This window comes from Agrobacterium tumefaciens (assembly GCA_025559845.1).
Taxonomy (GTDB): domain Bacteria; phylum Pseudomonadota; class Alphaproteobacteria; order Rhizobiales; family Rhizobiaceae; genus Agrobacterium.
Window position 1 is genome coordinate 59,639 of record CP048472.1, and the last position, 19,352, is coordinate 78,990.

A 19,352-nucleotide genomic window follows, 5' to 3' on the forward strand; every position below is an offset into this window, starting at 1 on the left:
TTCTTCTTCGAAAGCATAGGCCTTGAGGTATTTTGTGCCTTCCATCGAGGTGGGCATGTGAAGATTTGCACCGTCGTTCTGTCGATCGGCGCTGGCATCTCTTTGGAATGGCTCTTATAAGGGGCATGACGCAGTACGCGCTGTGTTGCGGCTTAGAATCCGCAGATGAACGGTTGGCGCTGACCGAAACGGTGCCAGGAACCCTCTGACCTTGTGGCCGGGGGCCTGTGACTCATGTCCAGGCGCCTCGGTGCTAAAGGTCTCAGGGCCGATTCATCTCGGATTCTAACCCCCGGCTAGGGTTCAAAGGGTTCAACGTCAGCGGGGGCGCACCGCAGACAAAACCAGGGTTAGGTCAGGAATGGAATCGGAAGATGCAACATTGACGAAAAAAGTTGAGCTCCGGCCACTGGTCGGCTTAACTCGTGGACTACACCCGGCTGACCTCGAGAAACTGACCATAGACGCAATCCGTGCGCATCGGCGACTGGTCGAAAAGGCCGACGAACTTTTCCAGGCCCTGCCGGAAAGCTATAAGTCGGGAAAGGAAGTCGGAGGCCCACAGCATCTGTGTTACATCGAGGCCAGTATCGAGATGCACGCGCAGATGAGCGCTGTCAGCACGCTGATCAGCATTCTTGGCTATATTCCGAACGCCTCCGTGAACTGAACCAGCTTCGGTTTGTCTCATGGCGAATTTTTATAGCGGGCTATGATGTCATACCCTGAACTATCGCGGCAACTCAGACCCGCAATCTTCATCGGAGGAAAGGCGGCCTGACACGAGCTCCTCCGTTCGGTCTCTTTGATACCGACCGCGGTGGAACCCTACGCAGCGAAGCTCGACGGTTTGGCGACTGGCGCGACGGATGGCCGATGAACCTGGCCAGCAAACGCTTGCGTTCGGCCGGTATCATCGAACCTGAAATGCTCCAGCAGCTCGAATAGCGCGGCGGCCTCGCGAGCAAGGCTGTGGCTGGCCGCCGTCTGCTCCTCGACCATCGCGGCGTTTTGTTGCGTTCCCTGATCGACGCTGTTCACGGCCTTGTTGATCTCACCGAGAGCGTTCGACTGCTCGCGTGCCGCTTCGACAATCGCGACGACATTCGTGTTGATGTCGTGGACCTGGGTTGCGATTTCCTGCAGCGCGGAACCGGCTTTCGTGACAAGCGATACCCCGCTCTGGACCTGGCTGCCCGACGCGGTGATCAGCGTCTTGATTTCCTTGGCGGCCTTGGCCGATCGCTGCGCGAGCTCGCGGACTTCCTGCGCGACGACCGCGAATCCCTTGCCCGCTTCGCCGGCACGGGCCGCTTCGACACCGGCATTCAGCGCCAGGAGGTTGGTCTGGAACGCGATCTCATCGATGACACCGATGATGTTGGAGATCTCGCGAGAGGACGTTTCGATCTGATCCATGGCGCCGATCGCGTCGCGCACCACCTCCCCGGAATGCTCTGCATGTTCGCGGGTGCGTGCAACGAGTTGGCCAGCCTCCTCCGCCCGACGACTGGAATCCTTGACCGTTGTGGTGATTTCCTCGAGCGCAGCGGCGGTCTCCTCGACCGAGGCGGCTTGTTGCTCGGTGCGTTTCGCCAGCTCGTCGGCGGCGGTCCGAATCTCGCTGGATCCCGCGGAGATCGCCCTGGCGTTGTCGGCGACAGTCGCCATCGCGCGCTTCAGCTTGTCGGAGGCGGCGTTGAAATCGGTGCGCAAACGTTCGAGCGAGGGGATGAACGGTTTTTCGATTTGCTGCGCCAGGTCACCGTCCGCCAGACTGTTCAGGCAGCCCGCGAGCTGTTCGACGTTTTCGACCCGGGTGGTCACGTCGGTCGCGAATTTCACGACCTTGAAAACTCTGCCGTTCATATCGAAGATCGGATTATAGGATGCCTGGATAAAGACCTTGCGACCACCCTTGCCGAGCCGCATGAACTCGTCCGCCATCAAATCCCCGCCTGCAAGCATCTTCCAGAAATTCCGATAGTCGGGCGACGCGGTATAGGATGGTTCGCAGAACATCGAATGGTGTTTGCCCTGGATCTCGCTCAGAGAATATCCGAGGGCGGACAGGAAATTCTCGTTGGCGGTCAGGACGTCGCCGGTCGGCGTGAACTCGATAATCGCCTGCGCCCGCGACAAAGCCTCGATCTTGCCGGCATCTTCTGCAACTTTCAGCTTCTGGGCGGTGATGTCGGTGGCGATCTTGACAACCTTGACCGGCTTGCCACGGCGCATGACAGGGTTATAGGACGCCTCGATCCAGACTTCCTTGCCGCCCTTGCCGATGCGCTTATATTGCTGCTGGTCGAAGTTGCCGGCGGCGAGTTTCGCCCAAAACGCCTTATAATCCGCCGATTTTACAAAGTCCGGTTCAACGAACATGCTGTGATGTTTGCCGATAATTTCGGATAGCTCGTAGCCGAGCGCCCGGCAGAAATTGTCGTTGGCGGTGAGTATCCTTCCGGTCAGATCGAATTCGATCATGGCTTGAGATTTAGAGAGGGCGGCAAGTACCGCGCATGCATTGGCACCACGATTGAGAATATTCACTAGGCGACCTCCCAAGGATACTTACCGGACCGAAGGTCGCGGCAGAGCGCGAATAGTTGCATACGATGTTTAATCTTCATTTAAACATGGAACTGGCATCCATCAATTATGCCCGCTTAAAGCGCTCGAAGAGAAGGAGGAGATTGTATCAACAATCATGTGCCGCTCGATAAGCGCTTCCATGTTGCGATTGAGCAAAGACAGCAGCAGGTGTTTTGTGACGGCCCGGGTCTCGATTTTTTCGAGATAGAGCGGACGCCACGTGAGGTCGAGATCCTGGCTTAGGTCTTCGTGCAACTTGACTATCTCCTGCCGGGCCGCTTCCAGGCTATCGAAAAACTGAACGGTGGTGTGCCCGTGCAGCCAGTGCGCCTGATCATCGGCAGTCGCCTGAGAATAGATGTAGAACGTATAGGAAGTTACTGACATCATTCCTCTCCCCTGGTTTGTCTGTCACGTTTTCAGATCAGCTTTCTTCTGATTGCGAGGGCGGTGAGATGGGCTTTGCTGCGAACGTCGAAGCGCTTCATGGCCTCGCGGAGCTTGACACGGACGCTGTTGTACTTGACGCCCTCCACGTCTGCGACTTCCTCCATTGTCATGCCGACGGCGATCCATCTGAGATAGGTCGCCTCTTTCGGATCGAGCCAGGCGGCATCTTCCACTGTCGGAGTGGTCTGAAGGAAAGAGATGCGGGCATGGAGCTGCCCGACGGCGCCCGCGGCTGCGACCGCGTCGATCTCACGGTCGAGGTCGATCGCCGGCCTTTCCGACGCCAGCGTGAACATCGACATTGATCCGTTGGCGGTCTTGATCGGAATGGTGATGCCGGAGCGGATGCCGAAATCGGCCGCATGCGCGTAGAAGGCACGCTCTTCCTTCGATAGCCGCGATCGTTCCTGTTCGCCGGACCAGGCAAAGACTTGCTTCCTGGATTTCGCGCGCTTGACGACCGGATCGAGCTTGTCGAAGTTGTTCTCGAAATAAGCCGATCGCCAGTCACGATGATAATTGGTGACCGCGATGGTGTGTTTGTGCTGGATATGGAGATAGGCGTAGCCGGTGAAGCCGAAATGTTCGGCAAGGTCGGCAAGGCCATCTTTCAGGATGCACTCGTCGCCCTGAATTGCGGCAAGATCGGTCAACTTGTCCAGCCAGTGCTGCATTCCATACCCCCATATGCTGGTGTGCGATGCCTACTCTAACGTTTGCTCCCAGCAGCCGACCGCCGGGCTGAATCTGCTTTCATCCTCTTTTACCCAGACAACTCAGGCTGAGCCGAAGCATTTTTCCACGAGGCATACATGCTCCAACGCTTCACGAATATCCGTACTATCCCCCTGTACATGCTATCGAGCCGGGGAAGCGGCACTTGCGTGCAGTTCACTCGACGATCTGCATCTCGCTCTGACCAGATGCGGCAATGCTCGCCTTGCGGTCGGCAAATGAGATCTTCAATTCAGCAAAAGCATCGCCGTGTTGCCATGAAAGCACCAACGCTCCGGCATCAGCAATGGTGGCCTTGAGCGCTCCACCGAAGGCGGGATGGGTGTTCCTGAAACGGATCAGATTTGAAAGGCGATGGAAGAGCGGGGTCTCAAGGGCCGTACCGATTTCGTCGTTGCCGTAATAGTGCCGGTTAATGTCACGCCCCACGCCCGTTTTGGCGAGCAGGTCCATATCGTTTACGCCGCCCAATAAACCGACATAATAGACTTGCGGAATTCCTGGAGCAAAAAACTGAATTGCCCGAGCGATGAGATAATCATTATCGTTGCGACCAAGCGCGTCATAGTAGGTGCAGTTTACCTGATAAAGGTCCAGATTCGATGCAGCGGCCCCCGTCGCCTGGCGGCTCTGGCCATCCGATCGCCTATGGATCTCTTCCACAAGATTGTCGATCGCCTGGGGTTCGAGGAGGCCCGCCCGGCCGTCGCTACGGGCGCCGACATCTATAACGCCGATCCCGTCATGGGTGTCGAGAACGGTGATCGCGTTACGGGGGCTTATTGCCAGCCACTTTGCCAGCGGCGTGGCGTCTCCCGTAAACAATGCATGCAAGATGAGCGGTGGTAGTGCGAAATCGTAGACCCGGTCGACCTTCTTCGCGATCTCGATTTGGTCACGATGATAACTATGAATCTCGACCAGAACCTCCATGCCGCGGTTGCGGGCCTTTCCAGCCACTTCTTCGAGGAATGCGTAGGTATCGTCGATCATGAAGCAACTGCTGCCCGCTTTCTTGATCGCGTATCCCGCGGCGTCGAGGCGGATCGCCGTCACATTCGCCTCCGAAAAGCGATCGAGGATCGTTTCGAGATAGGTTGTGCCTTTGGCGCTGTGGACATCGATGTCGATCTGCTCCGGTGTGAAGGTTGTCCAGAGCATCCGCTGAGTACCATCAGCCAGGGTCACCTTCGAAAACGGTAAACCGGGGCGCGGTCGATAGATCCTCAGAAGGTCTTCTTCGGTGGCGCCATCGGGAAATACCTTTTCGAACGTCATGAACATGTCGGCAAATTCGGACGCCGAACCCTTGGCAATGAAGTCCGTGAATGCGCCGGATTGCGATGAGACATGGTTGACGATAAGATCGGCCATGATTTCCACGGATCCCGACAAAGCCCGCACATCCTCCCAGTCGCCGAGGCGCGGATCGACGATCGTGTGATCTGTTGGATCGAATCCGGCATCAGCGCCATCGATCGGATTGAAGAAAGGCAAGACATGGACGCCGCCGAACAGGCCAGCGAACTTGCCATCGACCAGTTCCTTCAATTGCCTGAAACCACCTCTGGTCAGGCGGTCAACATAGGTGATAAACTGCACTTTGTTTTGCATTTCAATTTCCAGTATGTGTCGTCTTACGAGGACGAGTTGATTTTCTTTCACTCAGTCTGCAGAGCCGCCCGCGATGAGACGGCTCTCGCCCAGTAATCCTTGCTCGTCCATGATCGGGTGAGCAACCGAGACGATATGCGCGTTGATCCGCTTGAGATCACGCAAGATGTCGAGGTGAAGCGAGCTGGTTTGAAGGCTGTCGGTGCGCCCGTCGCGCAGACGTTCCAGGTGGCGCTCGGAAGACTGTTTTTCCATGTGCCGGACTTCGACTTTCCGCTCCATGAGCTGACGCGCGAGATTGATGTCCCGGGTGATAAGGATTGTTTGTGCGATCCGGAGATTATCGACGGTGAGCTGGAAGAGTTGTGTTAGTTCGGAGAAGCCGTCATCAGAGAATTTCAAACCGTGGGCGATCTTCTTCGTGACCTCGGGCAGCAGACCTTTCTCGACAATATCCCCGATATGTTCGAGGTTGATGGCGTAGTCGATGATGACGATCGAGCGTCGGCCTTCGTCTTCCGACAGTCCAGTACGGCCGAGTTTCGATAAGTAGACCTTGACCTCCTGCTGTAACCGGTCGACCTGGCGCTCAAGCTGCGCAATATCCTTCAATCTCGCGGCGTTGTTCTGCTGGAACGCGTCCGACACTCTCAAGAGCATTCTTTCGATCAGGTCTCCAACGCCAAGCACTTCGCGTGCAGCACTCGTCAGTGCTACGACTGGTGTTGATAGCTCATCCGGATCGAGGAATTTCGGTGTGTTGTCAGCCTGTTCGGACGCGGGGATGAGGACCCCCATCCACCGTGCAAGAAGGCGGGAAAACGGCATGGCCAGGAGAGCCAGGCCGATATTTAACGCGAGATGCGCGTCCACGGGAAGTTTGGACGCTGGGACCGGCAACATCGAAAGCCAGCTGGCCAAAATATCGGCCACTGGCAGGATCAGCAGACAGCCGATTGCCCGGACAATCAGATTGCCTAGTGTGACCCGCCTGGCCGCCGCCGATGCTGATAACGACGCGATCACCGGAGGTATTGCGCCACCGAAATTGGCTCCAAGAACCAGCGCTACGACAAGCCCGCCAGAGAGGATTCCGGTGGAGGTCAACGACAAAATCAGAACGACCGCGGCCAAGCTTGAAGATGAAGCGAATGCGATGGCCGCGGAAAAGATCATCGCGACCGGCCAGGCGTTTTCAAGCAGGCCGATAAACGCTGCGAGCGCCGGCGAACGGCGAAGCGGCTCGGTCGCGTTGCTGAGTAGGTGTAGTGACAGCAGCATCAGCGCGATACCGAGCAACGCTGTTCCGGCGCCCTGCCTGGAGGTCGAACCGCCTCGATAGAGAATGATGCCGACGAAGAGTAGGGCAGGGGACACCCATTCGATGCCCGTTGCGACGATCCAGGCGGTGACCGCCGTTCCGACATTGGCCCCGAGGAGGACGACCTGCGCCATGCGAGGCTTGATAAGCTCTCGTTCCACAAACGAGGAGACCATCAGCGCCGTCGCTGTAGAACTCTGAAGCGCGACTGTGGCGACGAACCCTGATAGAAACGACCGGGCGCTGCTTTTCGTGCCGGAGGCGAGGCCCGTTCGCAATCTGGCCCCAAGCGCACGGGAGGCTCCGTCCTTCACCTGGGCCAGGCCGAACAGCAGCAACGCGACGGCGCCGCAGAGATTTATGAGAACGATTGTCGATTCCAAGTCGCGCCTCTCGCTAATTCTGTTGGAAGTAAGCCTTGATCAGCCAAGCGGCTGCTCGCAACAGAGATCGGCCAGACGGGTGCCGTCTTGATTTGTCTCGAGAGGGAAGCGGTTCTCGTCGCAGACCTTGTCCAGCTTGCGATTGATGAGGGTGCCGGTGGGCGAGCAGGGAGGAGGGCTGCCCACCGGCATCTTGCCCGCGCCGTATCGCAGGCAAGATGAATTCCAACTGGTTTCGTATTGTTGTCGTGCGGAGTAGCGCTGATCCGCGCCGGTTTTGTTGACGGCAGTTCGACATCGAATGAGTCATCACTCCTCCTAGAAGCTTACGATCTTGGTGCGGTGCGAAAGTGAGCGATTTCGATCACACTAACAAAGGCTTCCGCTTAGCTACCCGAAGCTTCTTGATCCCCAACAATGCGTAATCGCTTGTAATGTATTGTTGCGCTGCAACAAAACTGTCACCAAACTTTCATTTGACGAAGAACGATTACGCTCATAGTGTGAGCGATATAGACCATTTCTTGTTGGAAGGGAAGCGTTGGTGTTCAACTCGACTCAGGACCGCCAGGCGAAAATCGTTGAGCTTTTGCGCGATGAGCAGTTTTTGGCTATCGGCAGATTGACGGAGCACTTCCAGATTTCGGTGGCCACTGCGAGGCGCGACTTGAGCGAACTCCACGAGGCCGGACTCTTGCGTCGAACTCACGGCGGTGCGGTCAGCGTCACGCAGGTTACACAGGACAAGCCGAACGCTGCCCGCGCCGTCTGGAATCGGGCGGAGAAGGCGGCCATAGCCGGAGTCGTTGCCGGTATGATCGTCGAGGGTGACACGGTTCTTCTGGACGCCGGTACAACTGCGCTGGAAGTTGCCAAGAAGCTCGCTGACCGCAGAAACCTCACCTTCATCTCGAATGGTCTCGACATTGTCGAGGAATTGACGAGAGGGGAGGGCAAAAGCATCTATTCGGTCGGGGGCGAGTATACCGAAACGAACCGCTCCTTCCGCGGCCCTTTGGCGGAGCAGTTTATCCGCCAGTTCAATGTCGACAAACTCATTCTCAACGCGGCGTCGATCGATGTTGATCGCGGATTGATCTGTACGTCGTCGCCCGTGAACGCGAGTGTCGCTCGCGCCATGATCGAAGTTTCGAGCCGCGTGATCGTCGTCGCGGATCATTCGAAATTCACAAAATCGAGCCTCTCGGTGACGGCCAGGATCGAGGATGTCGGCGTGATCGTCACCGACTCTGGAACCCGAACCATCATTGAGACAATACCGGAAAAGCTGCGGAAGAAGTTCGTTGTTGCGAACTAGGTTCGACGGCCGCGCGCGAATTAAAGCCTCATTCAACAGAGCTGGGAGGAAAACCACATGCTTAAGACCAATCGCAGGAATTTTATGATGGGCACCGCGGCGATAGCGGTCGCTTCAACTGCCGGTGCGAAGTTCACCTTCGCGCAAGAACGCCGGGCGCTTCGCCTGGGTGTGAACGGATTGCCGAACTCGCTGGAGCCGGTCAATGCAATCAGCAATGTCGGCCCGCGTATCGTCAACCAGATATTCGACACGCTGATAGCGCGCGATTTTTTCGCGAAGGGAGCTCCCGGCAATGCCATCGACCTCGTTCCGGCACTTGCCGAGAGCTGGGAGCGCATCGATGAGAAATCGGTTCGCTTCAAGCTGCGGCAGAAGGTCATGTTCCACGATGGTGTTGAACTGACCGCGGACGATGTCGCATACACCTTTTCTTCCGAACGCCTTTGGGGTCCCGAAGCGATCAAGAAAATCCCGCTTGGGAAATCCTATTCGCTTGATTTCGATGAGCCCGTGGTCGAGGACAAATACACAGTCACACTTCGCACAAAGACCCCGAGCTATCTCATCGAGACCTTCGTCGCATCCTGGATGAGCCGCATTGTTCCCAAAGAATACTACAAGAAACTGGGAGCAGTAGATTTCGGTAACAAGCCCGTTGGAACAGGCCCGTACAAGTTCGTGGAATTTGTTGCCGGCGACCGTGTGGTGCTGGAAGCCAACGACGCCTACTGGGGTCCAAAGCCGACTGCATCGAAGATCACCTACCAGATCGTCGCAGAGCCAGCCACACGCGTCGCGGGTCTGATCAGCGGTGAATACGATATCATCACTACCCTGACGCCGGACGACATTCAGCTGATAAATAGCTATCCGGACCTCGAAACGCGCGGGACGCTCATCGAAAACTTCCACATGTTCACCTTCAATATGAACCAAGAAGTTTTCAAGGATAAGAAGCTTCGGCGCGCTCTTGCTCTGGCTGTCAACCGGCCAATCATGGTTGAAGCGCTCTGGAAGAAACAAGCATCTATCCCGGCCGGCTTCAATTTCCCGAACTATGGGGAAACCTTCGATCCAAAGCGTAAGGCCATGGAATATAATGTCGAGGAGGCCAAGCGTCTCGTCAAGGAGAGCGGCTACGATGGAACGCCGATCACCTATCACACGATGGGCAACTATTATGCCAACGCCATGCCTGCGTTGATGATGATGATCGAAATGTGGAAGCAGATCGGTGTGAACGTGGTCATGAAAACCTACGCACCGGGTAGCTTCCCCCCGGACAACCAGACCTGGATGAGAAACTGGTCCAACGGCCAATGGATGACCGATGCCTACGCCACGATCGTCCCCGAATTCGGGCCGAATGGTCAGGTTCAAAAGCGTTGGGGTTGGAAGGCGCCGGCCGAGTTCAACGAATTATGTCAGAAGGTCACGGTTCTGCCGAATGGCAAGGAGCGCTTCGACGCCTACAATCGCATGCGGGACATTTTCGAAGAGGAGGCGCCAGCCGTCATTCTCTATCAGCCGTATGACGTTTATGCCGCGCGCAAGGATGTCCACTGGAAGCCCGTGAGCTTCGAGATGATGGAATTCCGCAACAATCTCAGCTTCGGCTGAACTCGTTAATCGAGAAGGCGGCGCGCGCGAGATGTGCGCGTCGCCCTGGAGGAGCCTAAGTTGTCAAATCTACTAACAGTTCGCGACCTGGTCGTTCAGGTGCCGGCGCGCGATATCACAATCATCAACGGTGTCAGTTTTTCACTGGATGCAGGGCAGACGCTTGGACTCGTCGGGGAGTCGGGCTGCGGAAAGAGCATGACATGTTACGCAATAGCCAAGGCATTGCCGCGAGGGATTTCGCAGACGGGCGGAACTATTGAGCTGGACAGTGGACCAAAGGCTGATGGCAAGCCGGCTATTGCCATGATCTATCAGGACCCGACCAGCAGCCTCAATCCGGTTCATTCGATCGGTTATTATCTCGAGAGCAGCCTTTATCGCCATCAGGGTCTGGAGGGCAACGATGCACGGCTCGAGGCCATGCGTCTTCTCGAACGTGTCGGTATCGACCGCGCCAAAAGTCGGCTGCGATCCTATCCTCATGAGTTCTCGGGCGGTATGAACCAGCGCGTCATGATTGCCCACGCGCTCGCTGCGAAGCCCAAGCTGATGATCGCCGACGAGCCCACGACAGCGCTCGATGTCACGACGCAGGCGCAGATCCTTCATCTTCTGGAGGAACTCAGATCTGAAACAGGCATGGCGCTTTTGATCGTGTCGCACGATCTCGGCGTGATCGCCCGCCTCGCGGATCGTGCGGCGGTCATGTATTGCGGAAAGATCGTCGAAACGGCGCCGGTTGCGGAATTGTTGGAGCGTGCAGCGCATCCTTACGCTCGCGCCCTGATCGGCTGCATGCCAACGATCGATGCGGACGACCTGGAGCCGCCAGTACCAATCCCGGGTTCTGTTCCTCTTCTCGATAACCTGCCTGCCGGATGTTATTATCACCCACGCTGTCCCCGCGCGAGCGAACAATGTTCCGTGAGCTTTCCCGGGCCTGTCAACGTCGGCGCGTTCCATGACGCGGCCTGTTACCATCCGGTGAGCCCATGAGTGCGCCTCTTCTTCAGGCCCGCGGGGTCACCAAGGTCTTTCGCCTGAAATCCGGGCTTTTCGTAAAGCCATCGGTACATGTGGCGGTTAATTCAATTGATCTCGAACTTGCGCCGCGTGAGCGGGTAGGTGTCGTCGGTGAATCTGGAAGCGGGAAATCGACACTCGGTAGACTTCTGCTCGGCTTGACCTCCACCACCGAGGGAGAGGTCTTGTTCGAAGGACTCGCGCACACAGATCGTAGCGCGCGAGACTGGTCGACGTTCCGAAAGGAGACCTCCCTGGTTCAGCAAAACCCGCTGTCCGCCCTTAATCCACAAATGACGATCGGCGAGCAAATCGCTGAAGCCGTCTGGGTTCACCGGGTTGCCAACCGCGCGGGCGCGCGTGATCGGGCGGCAACCATGCTGGACCGGGTCGGCCTCTCGAGCGCGATGATGAACCGCTATCCACATCAGATGTCGGGAGGGCAGCGACAAAGAGTTGTTATTGCCCGAGCTTTGATCCTCGACCCCAAATTGGTCGTATTCGATGAGGCGGTATCTGCGCTCGACGTCTCTGTGCAAGCCCAGGTCGTTGCGTTGCTTCGGCAGCTCTGGCAGGAGCTTGATCTGGCGTATGTGTTCATCACCCACGACCTGCGCATCGTTCGCCATCTCGTTGATCGTATTGTCGTGATGTATCTTGGCCGCGTCGTCGAAACCGGCGATATCAAATCTGTCTATGCGTGGCCACGCCATCCCTATACCCGCGCATTGCTTGCCTCCGTCCCCACTATGGACCCGACGGTCCGCAATATTGAACCACCGATCAAGGGGGAACTCGACGCTGGCAAGGTAATGACTGGCTGTGCCTTCCGGTCACGCTGTCCTTTTGCAATCGAAAGATGTGCGAAAGAAACGCCGCTGCTTCGGCCTGCGGGCGGGCAACTGGCAGCGTGCCATAGAGCGGAAGAGTTTCCGAGATCTATAGTCGCGCAGACTGATCCGGCGCAGATGATGGAGGTGGCGCGATGATTAGTTTCATCCTTGCACGCCTCGTTCGAGCGATCATTGTCATGATGCTGACCGTGACGTTTGTCTTCATCATTCTCAGGTTGGGTGGAGATCCAGCTCGGGCCATGTTGGGCGAGAACGCGACGCCAGAGGCGCTGGCAGCATTCCGAACAGCATGGGGCCTGGACAGATCCATTCCTGAACAGTTCCTGATCTATCTCGCCAGCGCGCTCAGAGGCGACTTCGGGGTATCGGCAGCCGACGGTCGTGAGGTATTCACCGTCATCTCCGAACGTATACCCAAGACATTGACGCTGACGATCTCAGCATTCGTGCTAAGCATACTCGTCGGTATCCCCGCGGGAATCATCGCAGCAGTCCGCCGCGACAGTGCCGCCGACAAATCCGTCATGGCAGGCGCTGTTCTCGGCTATAGCGTACCAAATTTCTTGCTCGGACTGACGCTCATCTTCGTGTTTGCCGTCTGGTTTCGTGTGCTGCCGAGCTCGGGAAGTTCCACCTGGCAGCATGCGATCCTGCCCGTTGCGACATTCGGTCTTGTCAATGCGGCTGCGATTGCGCGCTTCGCGCGTTCCGCGCTGATCGAAGTTCTGGAACAGCCCTATATCGCAGCGGCTCGCGCCGATGGTATTCCCAAGTGGGAAGTGGTTATCCGCCACGCGCTCCCGAACGCGGCGATCCCGATGGTGACCATGCTGGGTTTCGTTGCAGCTGGCTTGCTGGGGGGGTCGGCTATCGTAGAGACCGTATTCGCCTGGCCCGGGCTTGGTAGCGGTTTTGTTCGAGCAATCACGCTCAGCGATCTCAATGTCGTTCAGGCAATGATCCTTCTCTTCACGGCGTTCATGGTCACGATCAACTTGATCGTCGATGTTCTCTATGCGGTGCTGAACCCGAAAATCAGGCTTCAAAAAAATGGCTAATACGACACTCTCATTACCAAAGCGGCAATTCCTGAAATCTGCCCGCCGCATTCCGATCAGTATCTGGCTATGCCTGATCTGGATTGCGGTTGTCGTCTTCGTGGGCATCACGGCGCAATGGTTGGCACCGTTCGACTATCTGCAGCAGTCACCTCTGGCGCGATTTGCGCCGCCGGGTGCGCCGGGACATTTGCTGGGAACTGATTATCTCGGTCGTGACGTGCTCAGCAACATTCTGGTCGCTACCCAGACGTCTTTGATGATCGCTCTTGTCGGTTCTCTCATCTGCGCGTTCATCGGGACGACCCTCGGATTTCTTGCGGCACATTTCGGTGGCTGGGTCGACAATCTCATTATGGGCTTCGCAGACGCGAAGGCTTCCGTGCCCTTTATAATCTTCGCGCTTGGTGTCCTGGCGTTTCTCGGGTCAAGCCCGCTGATACTTCTTATGCTCGTTGGTGTCGCATCATTCGAGCGTTATGCGCGGCTGACGCGTGGCCTCGTCTTGAGTGCGAACCAGGAGGGATATGCGGAGGCGGCGCGCATCGTCGGCGTACCATCGCTTCGGATCTATGTGCGCCACGTCCTTCCAAACATTGCTGGACCGCTCATCGTTCAAATCACCCTGAATTTCCCGGATATCATCCTGCTCGAAAGCGGATTGAGCTTCCTTGGGCTTGGGATCCAACCGCCGGAAACGAGCCTTGGGCTGATGGTCGCAGACGGCAGAAACTATATCGCGATTGCCTGGTGGCTCATCGCGTTGCCCGGCGTTGTTATTGTTCTCACCACCCTGTCCATCAGCCTGCTCGGCGACTACTTGCGCGATCGCTTCGACGCGCGCCTGCGATAAACGAAAGGAATGAAAATGAACCCTCTCAGAATGACACCGGAGACGATCCGCTTGGGCGGCCATCGCGGCCACAGCGCCGGCGCCCCCGAAAACACGCTCGCGGCGTTTCGGAAGGCGTTTGAATTCGGCGGACGTAACGTCACATGCGAAACCGATCTCGGAATTACCCGCGATGGAGAACTTGTGCTGATTCACGACAAGACCGTCGACCGCACAACAGACGGTCACGGCATCGTTCACGACATGACCTATTCGGAGTTGTCGAAACTCGACGCAGGGAGTTGGTTCAGTTCGGAGTTTGTCGGAGAGCGTGTGCCGCTACTTAAGGACGCGCTTCAGCTCGCCCGTGAGCTTGGCATTATCTATCAGCTTGAACTGAAGATCTACGACGCGAACGACGTCTTCTTCCCAAAGTTGAGGACGCTCATCGATGAATTGGGCTGTGCGGATCTCCTCCAGTTCTCTTCCTTCGACTACGTTCAGCTGAAGGCCGTCAAGGAAGCAATTCCCGAGGTACCGACCGTTGGCCTGATGCATTCGCGCCTCATCGATCCAGCCGCCCTTGCCCGTCAGGCCAATCTCGATGCCATGAACATCGAGATCTACCATTTCGCCAGCGGTGAAGCCCGCCAACTCCACAACGAGGGATTTGCCGCTTTTTGCTACCTACCGACGGGGTACCATGAAAAACTCGCGCAGTACGGCGTGGACGTGGAAACGCAGCTCGTTCAGTGGGTTCGTGAAGGTCAGTTGGATCAGTTGCTCGGAGACGACGTCGCACAGGTCGCCAGGCTCAAGGACCGTGCAAATGGCTGATCGGGACACATCGACATCTCACGCAGGAGAAACAGCTTCGATTGTGGAAGAGATCGCGCGCAAGGCAGGCGACCTTGCCCTCGCTCATTTCCGCTCCCTATCGAGCCTGTCGGTCGAGACCAAGGGACATCTCGATCTTGTGACGAAGGCGGACAAGGAGGTCGAAACATTTCTTATCGCGCAGTTGCGGGAGGCGTTTCCCGCAGACGGCATATTTGGAGAAGAAGGGGGCGAAATCAAAGGGCGTTCAGGTCGTATCTGGGTGATCGATCCGATTGATGGGACATTCAATTTCGTCCGCGGCGGTCAGAACTGGGCAATTTCCATCGGTCTCTATGAAAACAAGCGTCCTACATTCGGGGTTATCTTCGCTCCAGTCCGAAACCTGATGTTTGTTGGAGGGAAAACGGTGGAGACGAAGCTCAACGGCATGGCGGTCAAGCCACTTCCGCCGCTCGATATGTCGCGTGCATCGACCGGGTTCAGCTACCATCCTTCGGCTTCGACAGCGGACAGGCTCGAAGTCATCCGTTATATCTCGGATGATCTCAATATCAGCTTCCGTTTCTGCGGCGCTGCGACACTCTCGATGGTCGAGGTGGCCATGGGCGAGACAGATGGCTACGTTTCATTGGGAGACTCGACGTGGGACGTTATGGCAGCGTTGCCTATTTTGAGCAATCTGGGTGTTGCGGATACGATCGACTGGGACAGGACCGACTTGTCGGCCAAACTCCGGTTTGCTTGTGGCAGCCACGACTTCCTGGAGAAGGTGAAGCCGTTGCTCGATAAAGTGGCGCTGGCCGCATAATGCGGCGCGCCTCTGACAATAACGGTCACAGATCGCCACTGGTCGACGCGGACCAATGCGGCGCGATTTGCGTACGCTCGACAAGCCTTGTTAACAGCGAGATGGAAGCGCTTCTGATCACCAGCCGCGAAACTGGCCGCTGGGTAATCCCCAAGGGCTGGTCGGAGGGCAGGAAAAAGCTTCATCGAGTCGCACGGGAGGAAGCTTGGGAAGAAGCCGGCGTGCGGGGAAGAGTCTGCAAAAACCCGTATGGTCACTACCGATATGACAAGAAGGTATCACATGACGAATTCATCCCTTGTCTGGTTCAGGTTCACCTGCTGACCGTATCGACCCTGAAGGATGATTTCCCCGAGAAAGGACAACGCCAGATCAGGTGGTTTTCTCCGGAGGAAGCTTCTGGATTGGTTATCGAGCCGGAGCTCAAACAACTGCTTTTTAAGCTGCGACAGCAGTGACCCACACAATTGAGGACGACATGGACATCGAACTTCTCAAGAAAACACCCGACCTAAGAGCCATAGCAGATATCCGGCTGGCGACCCTCGAGGACGGTCCGGCGCGTGGCCAACGGCTGTTGATCGCTCGAAATGCAACAGGAATTGCGTTCGAAGTGGCGTTGGATCGCGGCTTCGATATTTCCAGCCTTTCGTTTAGGGGGACCAATATTGGTTGGAACTCGCCGACTCAGATGCGTTTTCCAATGGTTGATCCAGGCTCCGAAGGCGGCTGGGCTTTCATGCGCAACTTCGATGGCTTCCTTGTGACATGCGGGCTCGACCACATCAGCCGTCCTCTGGAAGTTGATATTGCCCACTATAATCATCCGCACCTGAAGACGAAAAGCATGCCTCAGCATGGCCGAATCTCGACCGAAAAAGCAAGATTGGTCGGATATGACGTCGACCCAGAATCCGGTGAGATCTTCTGTGAGGGGATCGTCAGGCAGGCAAGTGTCTTCGGCGAAAACCTGGAGCTGAGACGGAGGATCACTTTACCAGTCTTTGGTCAGGCGCTGCGGATTGACGACACAGTGACAAACCGGGGGTTTCGCCCGTCTGGACATGCAATAATCTATCACCTGAACTACGGCTATCCGTTTCTGGATCAGAACCTCGAGATCACGGGTCTTCCTGAGCTCCTTGCGGCAAAATTGGTCGTGGATCCACCTCGGCCAAGTGACGATTACGGCGAATACGTCGACTCGGTCGATAGCCTAGAGATTCCGGAAGCGGATCCGATCGTTGTCAGCAACCGTGAACTCGACATATCCGTCGGCCTGACGTTCACTCGCGACCAACTGAACAAGCTTGCTATCTGGAGAGCTTATCAGTCTGGAGTGTTTGCGCTCGGCGTCGAACCCCGCACCGACCTGGCACAGGACAGACCTTTGCTTCTGCCTGGCGAAAGCTGCAAGAACTCGTTGCAAGTTGAACTGACCGATTGCTGTTGTTCCAACTAAAGGAGCTGGTAGGGCCTCAAACGGGGACAGGAAATGAAACGCGTCATGATCGTCGGTTGCCCAGGTGCTGGAAAATCCACGCTTGCGAAGCAACTCGCCAAGATCACCGATCTTCCTCTCGTACAGTAGCTCGACGCGCCGAGCATGCCGAGGAACAGTTCCGCCTCGCGGATCTCACCGGTCTTGCGATCGACAATCGGCACCTTCTTGCCGGAATAATCAACGAAGACTTTGTCGCCGGCGATGTGTTCCTGGCGCATCGTCGGTGACAGGCGCTTCTCAAAGCCGCGGAACAGCTCGCAAAAACGGCTATATCCATACCCATCCGGATGGGCGCTGCGGTATTCCTCCCAAAGAATCAGCAGCGTCACGCCTGGCTTCTTCAGCTCGATTGAAAGCGGTCCCCAGTCGGGCTCTTGGCGCAGTCGCTGGCCCCGCTTGACGCCGGGGTGAACGAAGAGCTTGGCCTCGAGAACATCGTCTGTCAGGCCGCTGGCGAGGGCCCAACTCAGCCCTGCCATCGCAGCCCGCTTCAAGTTGTCCTGCACGGTGCTGCGAGCAATGCCAAGCATTACAGCGATCTCGCGGCTACTCGTTCCGCTACCCGCAAGCCGCAGCATTTGTCGTATGTGTCGCATGGTCAGCTTTCTTTTTGCAGGCATTAAATTCCCCTCGTGGATATCGAGGGGACACATGCCAATGTTGCTGACCCAGGGGAACTTGAGTGCCGGAAACTGACCGGTTATTGATAGGAATGGTGGCCGGCTTCAGATCGGAACGGTGGCCGGTCAATGATTGGAATGGCGGCCGGGTTCAGAGTGGAATTCGCACATCTAACTTTTGTGCTTAAAATGGACAATGCCTTTGCGGCAAACTTAGGCGCAATCCCTACAGCTTTCCACCAATTCCGCGACGGACAAAGTTGGTCGACGGTAGCCTGCGGCCTGTGCGACGAGCGCCTCAAGCACCAAAGCCGGAAATATAATTTCGACCATATTACAGATGAAACGAGATTCAAATTTGTCGACATATCTTTTGTTGCTACGTTAAACCGAAGGCTTATTATTGAAGCTAAGGCTTTGAATTCCCATACGGTTTACGTCGATTCTGGTATCGACTTCGATGAAAGTATGTAAAAATGATCACGAGCAGCATTTCTGGGACCGACCAGCAGTTTCAAAACGCCACGCAGCCAAAAGAGCTCGATCCTGATGCTGTTCCTGTAAGCAGGCTTGATTCTGAAGGCCATGAAATTTTTGCTGAATGGCGACCTAAGCGCCCGTTCCTTCGGAGGGAGGACGGCGTCTTTTTGGTTCTCCGCGCGGATGATATCTTTCTGCTGGGCACCGATCCTCGTACGAGGCAAATAGAAACAGAACTCATGTTAAATCGAGGCGTAACCCGCGGCGCCGTTTTCGACTTAATCCGCTACAGCATGCTCTTTTCAAACGGCGAGGTCCATGTGAAACGGCGCTCAGCCTTTGCGAAGACCTTTGCATTCCGGATGATCGACGCGCTACGCCCGGAGATCACGAAGTTAACGGAGCATTTGTGGGACGATGTACCGAGAGTTGACGATTTTGACTTTGCTGAAATGTACGCGTCGAAATTGCCTGCGCTAACGATTGCCAGTGTACTTGGTTTGCCATTTGGGGATGCACCTTTCTTCACACGACTTGTTTACAACGTTTCGCGCTGCTTAAGTCCTTCGTGGGGAGAAGACGATTTTCCGGAGATTGAGGCTTCTGCCGTCGAGCTCCAGGATTATGTCCGGGCAGTGGTAGCGGATCGCAGCCGACGTATAAGCGATGACTTCCTCTCTTGCTACTTGAAAGCGGTGCGGGAAGAAGGAACGCTTTCACCCATCGAGGAGATCATGCAATTGGTGTTTCTCATACTCGCCGGAAGCGATGCAACTCGTAACGCGATGGTGATGCTGCCGACTCTTTTGCTGCAAAATCCTGTTGTCTGGTCCTCTCTATGCCACGATCAATCCGGCGTCGCGGCCGCAGTGGAGGAAGGGCTTCGCTTCGAGCCATCAGTTGGGTCTTTCCCGCGGTTGGCGCTCGAAGATATTGATCTGGATGGGTACGTATTGCCAAAGGGAAGTTTCCTAGCCCTAAGCATCATGTCCGGCCTGCGGGACGAGAGACACTACGAGCATCCTCAGCTTTTTGACATAAAACGCAAACAAATGCGCAGGCACCTCGGATTTGGCGCGGGTGTGCATCGGTGCCTCGGCGAAGCTCTGGCGCGGATTGAATTGCAAGAAGGACTTAGAACACTTCTGCGCCGCGCGCCGAGCCTTAGGGTGACAGGCGACTGGCCACGGATGATAGGTCACGGGGGTGCACGGCGCGCCACGGGGATGACAGTCAATCTGGGCGTCGATCGGTGAGGTCACCGTTCCGTTCGGTTGACGGAGATGAGGTT

General features: G+C 56.4%; 18 protein-coding genes and 1 pseudogene. 13 read left to right on the forward strand and 6 right to left on the reverse strand.

Annotation, left to right across the window (positions count from 1 at the left end; all coding sequences use genetic code 11):
• Positions 1 to 361 precede the first annotated feature (361 nt).
• On the forward strand, positions 362 to 670 hold the full coding sequence (locus FY156_29550) for a transcriptional regulator (protein ID UXS05699.1): 309 nt from the start codon (positions 362 to 364) through the stop codon (positions 668 to 670).
• A 158-nt stretch (positions 671 to 828) separates the two neighbouring features.
• Here the strand turns inward: FY156_29550 and FY156_29555 are convergent, their stop codons facing one another.
• The 5 genes from FY156_29555 to FY156_29575 all read right to left on the reverse strand — a co-directional run bounded on the left by FY156_29555 (position 829) and on the right by FY156_29575 (position 7,098).
• Complete coding sequence (locus tag FY156_29555) at positions 829 to 2,553, reverse strand: PAS domain S-box protein (GenBank protein ID UXS05700.1); 1,725 nt, start codon at positions 2,551 to 2,553, stop codon at positions 829 to 831.
• Positions 2,554 to 2,655: 102 nt separating this feature from the next.
• Positions 2,656 to 2,985, reverse strand: coding sequence for a hypothetical protein (locus FY156_29560; protein ID UXS05701.1), 330 nt, complete (start codon positions 2,983 to 2,985; stop codon positions 2,656 to 2,658).
• Between the two features lie 29 nt (positions 2,986 to 3,014).
• A complete protein-coding gene (traR, locus tag FY156_29565; GenBank protein ID UXS05702.1) occupies positions 3,015 to 3,719 on the reverse strand; it encodes a transcriptional regulator TraR in 705 nt (234 codons plus the stop codon).
• 217 nt (positions 3,720 to 3,936) lie between these two features.
• The gene (locus FY156_29570) at positions 3,937 to 5,394 is read right to left on the reverse strand and encodes a sucrose phosphorylase (protein ID UXS05703.1); all 1,458 of its coding nucleotides are present in this window, start codon (positions 5,392 to 5,394) and stop codon (positions 3,937 to 3,939) included.
• 51 nt (positions 5,395 to 5,445) lie between these two features.
• Entirely contained in the window at positions 5,446 to 7,098 is a 1,653-nt protein-coding gene (locus tag FY156_29575) for a Na/Pi cotransporter family protein (protein UXS05704.1), read from the reverse strand.
• Between the two features lie 541 nt (positions 7,099 to 7,639).
• On the opposite strand from FY156_29575, the gene FY156_29580 reads away from it, so the two are divergent.
• Genes FY156_29580 through FY156_29625 form a run of 10 tightly spaced genes read left to right on the forward strand, consistent with a single transcriptional unit; the run spans position 7,640 to position 16,919 of the window.
• Positions 7,640 to 8,416, forward strand: a complete 777-nt coding sequence (locus FY156_29580) for a DeoR/GlpR transcriptional regulator (GenBank protein ID UXS05705.1) — start codon at positions 7,640 to 7,642, stop codon at positions 8,414 to 8,416.
• 57 nt (positions 8,417 to 8,473) lie between these two features.
• A complete protein-coding gene (locus FY156_29585) occupies positions 8,474 to 10,039 on the forward strand; it encodes an ABC transporter substrate-binding protein (protein UXS05706.1) in 1,566 nt (521 codons plus the stop codon).
• Positions 10,040 to 10,099: 60 nt separating this feature from the next.
• Positions 10,100 to 11,038 carry an ABC transporter ATP-binding protein gene (locus FY156_29590; protein ID UXS05707.1) on the forward strand — a complete coding sequence of 313 codons (939 nt, stop codon included), beginning with the start codon at positions 10,100 to 10,102 and terminating at the stop codon, positions 11,036 to 11,038.
• Positions 11,035 to 12,054 carry an ATP-binding cassette domain-containing protein gene (locus FY156_29595; protein UXS05708.1) on the forward strand — a complete coding sequence of 340 codons (1,020 nt, stop codon included), beginning with the start codon at positions 11,035 to 11,037 and terminating at the stop codon, positions 12,052 to 12,054. The genes FY156_29590 and FY156_29595 overlap by 4 nt, the downstream gene beginning before the upstream one ends.
• Positions 12,051 to 12,977, forward strand: a complete 927-nt coding sequence (locus FY156_29600) for an ABC transporter permease (protein ID UXS05709.1) — start codon at positions 12,051 to 12,053, stop codon at positions 12,975 to 12,977. The genes FY156_29595 and FY156_29600 overlap by 4 nt, the downstream gene beginning before the upstream one ends.
• Positions 12,970 to 13,830 carry an ABC transporter permease gene (locus FY156_29605; protein UXS05710.1) on the forward strand — a complete coding sequence of 287 codons (861 nt, stop codon included), beginning with the start codon at positions 12,970 to 12,972 and terminating at the stop codon, positions 13,828 to 13,830. The genes FY156_29600 and FY156_29605 overlap by 8 nt, the downstream gene beginning before the upstream one ends.
• A 15-nt stretch (positions 13,831 to 13,845) precedes the next feature.
• Positions 13,846 to 14,646, forward strand: a complete 801-nt coding sequence (locus FY156_29610; protein ID UXS05711.1) for a phosphodiesterase — start codon at positions 13,846 to 13,848, stop codon at positions 14,644 to 14,646.
• A complete protein-coding gene (locus FY156_29615) occupies positions 14,639 to 15,457 on the forward strand; it encodes an inositol monophosphatase (GenBank protein ID UXS05712.1) in 819 nt (272 codons plus the stop codon). Before FY156_29610 ends, FY156_29615 begins: the two co-directional genes overlap by 8 nt.
• On the forward strand, positions 15,457 to 15,915 hold the full coding sequence (locus FY156_29620; GenBank protein ID UXS05713.1) for an NUDIX hydrolase: 459 nt from the start codon (positions 15,457 to 15,459) through the stop codon (positions 15,913 to 15,915). The genes FY156_29615 and FY156_29620 overlap by 1 nt, the downstream gene beginning before the upstream one ends.
• 20 nt (positions 15,916 to 15,935) lie before the next feature.
• Positions 15,936 to 16,919: an aldose 1-epimerase family protein gene (locus FY156_29625; protein UXS05714.1), complete on the forward strand. Its 984-nt coding sequence runs from the start codon at positions 15,936 to 15,938 to the stop codon at positions 16,917 to 16,919.
• A gap of 125 nt (positions 16,920 to 17,044) precedes the next feature.
• Here the strand turns inward: FY156_29625 and FY156_29630 are convergent.
• Positions 17,045 to 17,557 (reverse strand): annotated as a pseudogene (locus tag FY156_29630) (IS21 family transposase).
• 153 nt (positions 17,558 to 17,710) lie between these two features.
• Between FY156_29630 and FY156_29635 the strand changes: the two are divergent.
• Both FY156_29635 and FY156_29640 read left to right on the forward strand, forming a co-directional pair.
• Complete coding sequence (locus FY156_29635) at positions 17,711 to 18,055, forward strand: hypothetical protein (GenBank protein ID UXS05715.1); 345 nt, start codon at positions 17,711 to 17,713, stop codon at positions 18,053 to 18,055.
• Between the two features lie 2 nt (positions 18,056 to 18,057).
• Positions 18,058 to 19,317 carry a cytochrome P450 gene (locus FY156_29640; protein UXS05716.1) on the forward strand — a complete coding sequence of 420 codons (1,260 nt, stop codon included), beginning with the start codon at positions 18,058 to 18,060 and terminating at the stop codon, positions 19,315 to 19,317.
• Positions 19,318 to 19,352: the final 35 nt, after the last annotated feature.

Bases quoted from the DNA above. Each gene is read 5' to 3' on its own strand.
- FY156_29610 (UXS05711.1), top strand. From the start codon at position 13,846: ATGAACCCTCTCAGAATGACACCGGAGACGATCCGCTTGGGCGGCCAT.
- FY156_29570 (UXS05703.1), bottom strand. From the start codon at position 5,394: ATGCAAAACAAAGTGCAGTTTATCACCTATGTTGACCGCCTGACCAGA.
- FY156_29620 (UXS05713.1), top strand. From the start codon at position 15,457: ATGCGGCGCGCCTCTGACAATAACGGTCACAGATCGCCACTGGTCGAC.
- FY156_29640 (UXS05716.1), top strand. From the start codon at position 18,058: ATGATCACGAGCAGCATTTCTGGGACCGACCAGCAGTTTCAAAACGCC.
- FY156_29625 (UXS05714.1), top strand. From the start codon at position 15,936: ATGGACATCGAACTTCTCAAGAAAACACCCGACCTAAGAGCCATAGCA.
- FY156_29550 (UXS05699.1), top strand. From the start codon at position 362: ATGGAATCGGAAGATGCAACATTGACGAAAAAAGTTGAGCTCCGGCCA.
- FY156_29595 (UXS05708.1), top strand. From the start codon at position 11,035: ATGAGTGCGCCTCTTCTTCAGGCCCGCGGGGTCACCAAGGTCTTTCGC.
- FY156_29560 (UXS05701.1), bottom strand. From the start codon at position 2,985: ATGATGTCAGTAACTTCCTATACGTTCTACATCTATTCTCAGGCGACT.
- FY156_29615 (UXS05712.1), top strand. From the start codon at position 14,639: ATGGCTGATCGGGACACATCGACATCTCACGCAGGAGAAACAGCTTCG.
- FY156_29635 (UXS05715.1), top strand. From the start codon at position 17,711: ATGATTGGAATGGCGGCCGGGTTCAGAGTGGAATTCGCACATCTAACT.
- FY156_29585 (UXS05706.1), top strand. From the start codon at position 8,474: ATGCTTAAGACCAATCGCAGGAATTTTATGATGGGCACCGCGGCGATA.
- FY156_29605 (UXS05710.1), top strand. From the start codon at position 12,970: ATGGCTAATACGACACTCTCATTACCAAAGCGGCAATTCCTGAAATCT.
- traR (UXS05702.1), bottom strand. From the start codon at position 3,719: ATGCAGCACTGGCTGGACAAGTTGACCGATCTTGCCGCAATTCAGGGC.
- FY156_29600 (UXS05709.1), top strand. From the start codon at position 12,051: ATGATTAGTTTCATCCTTGCACGCCTCGTTCGAGCGATCATTGTCATG.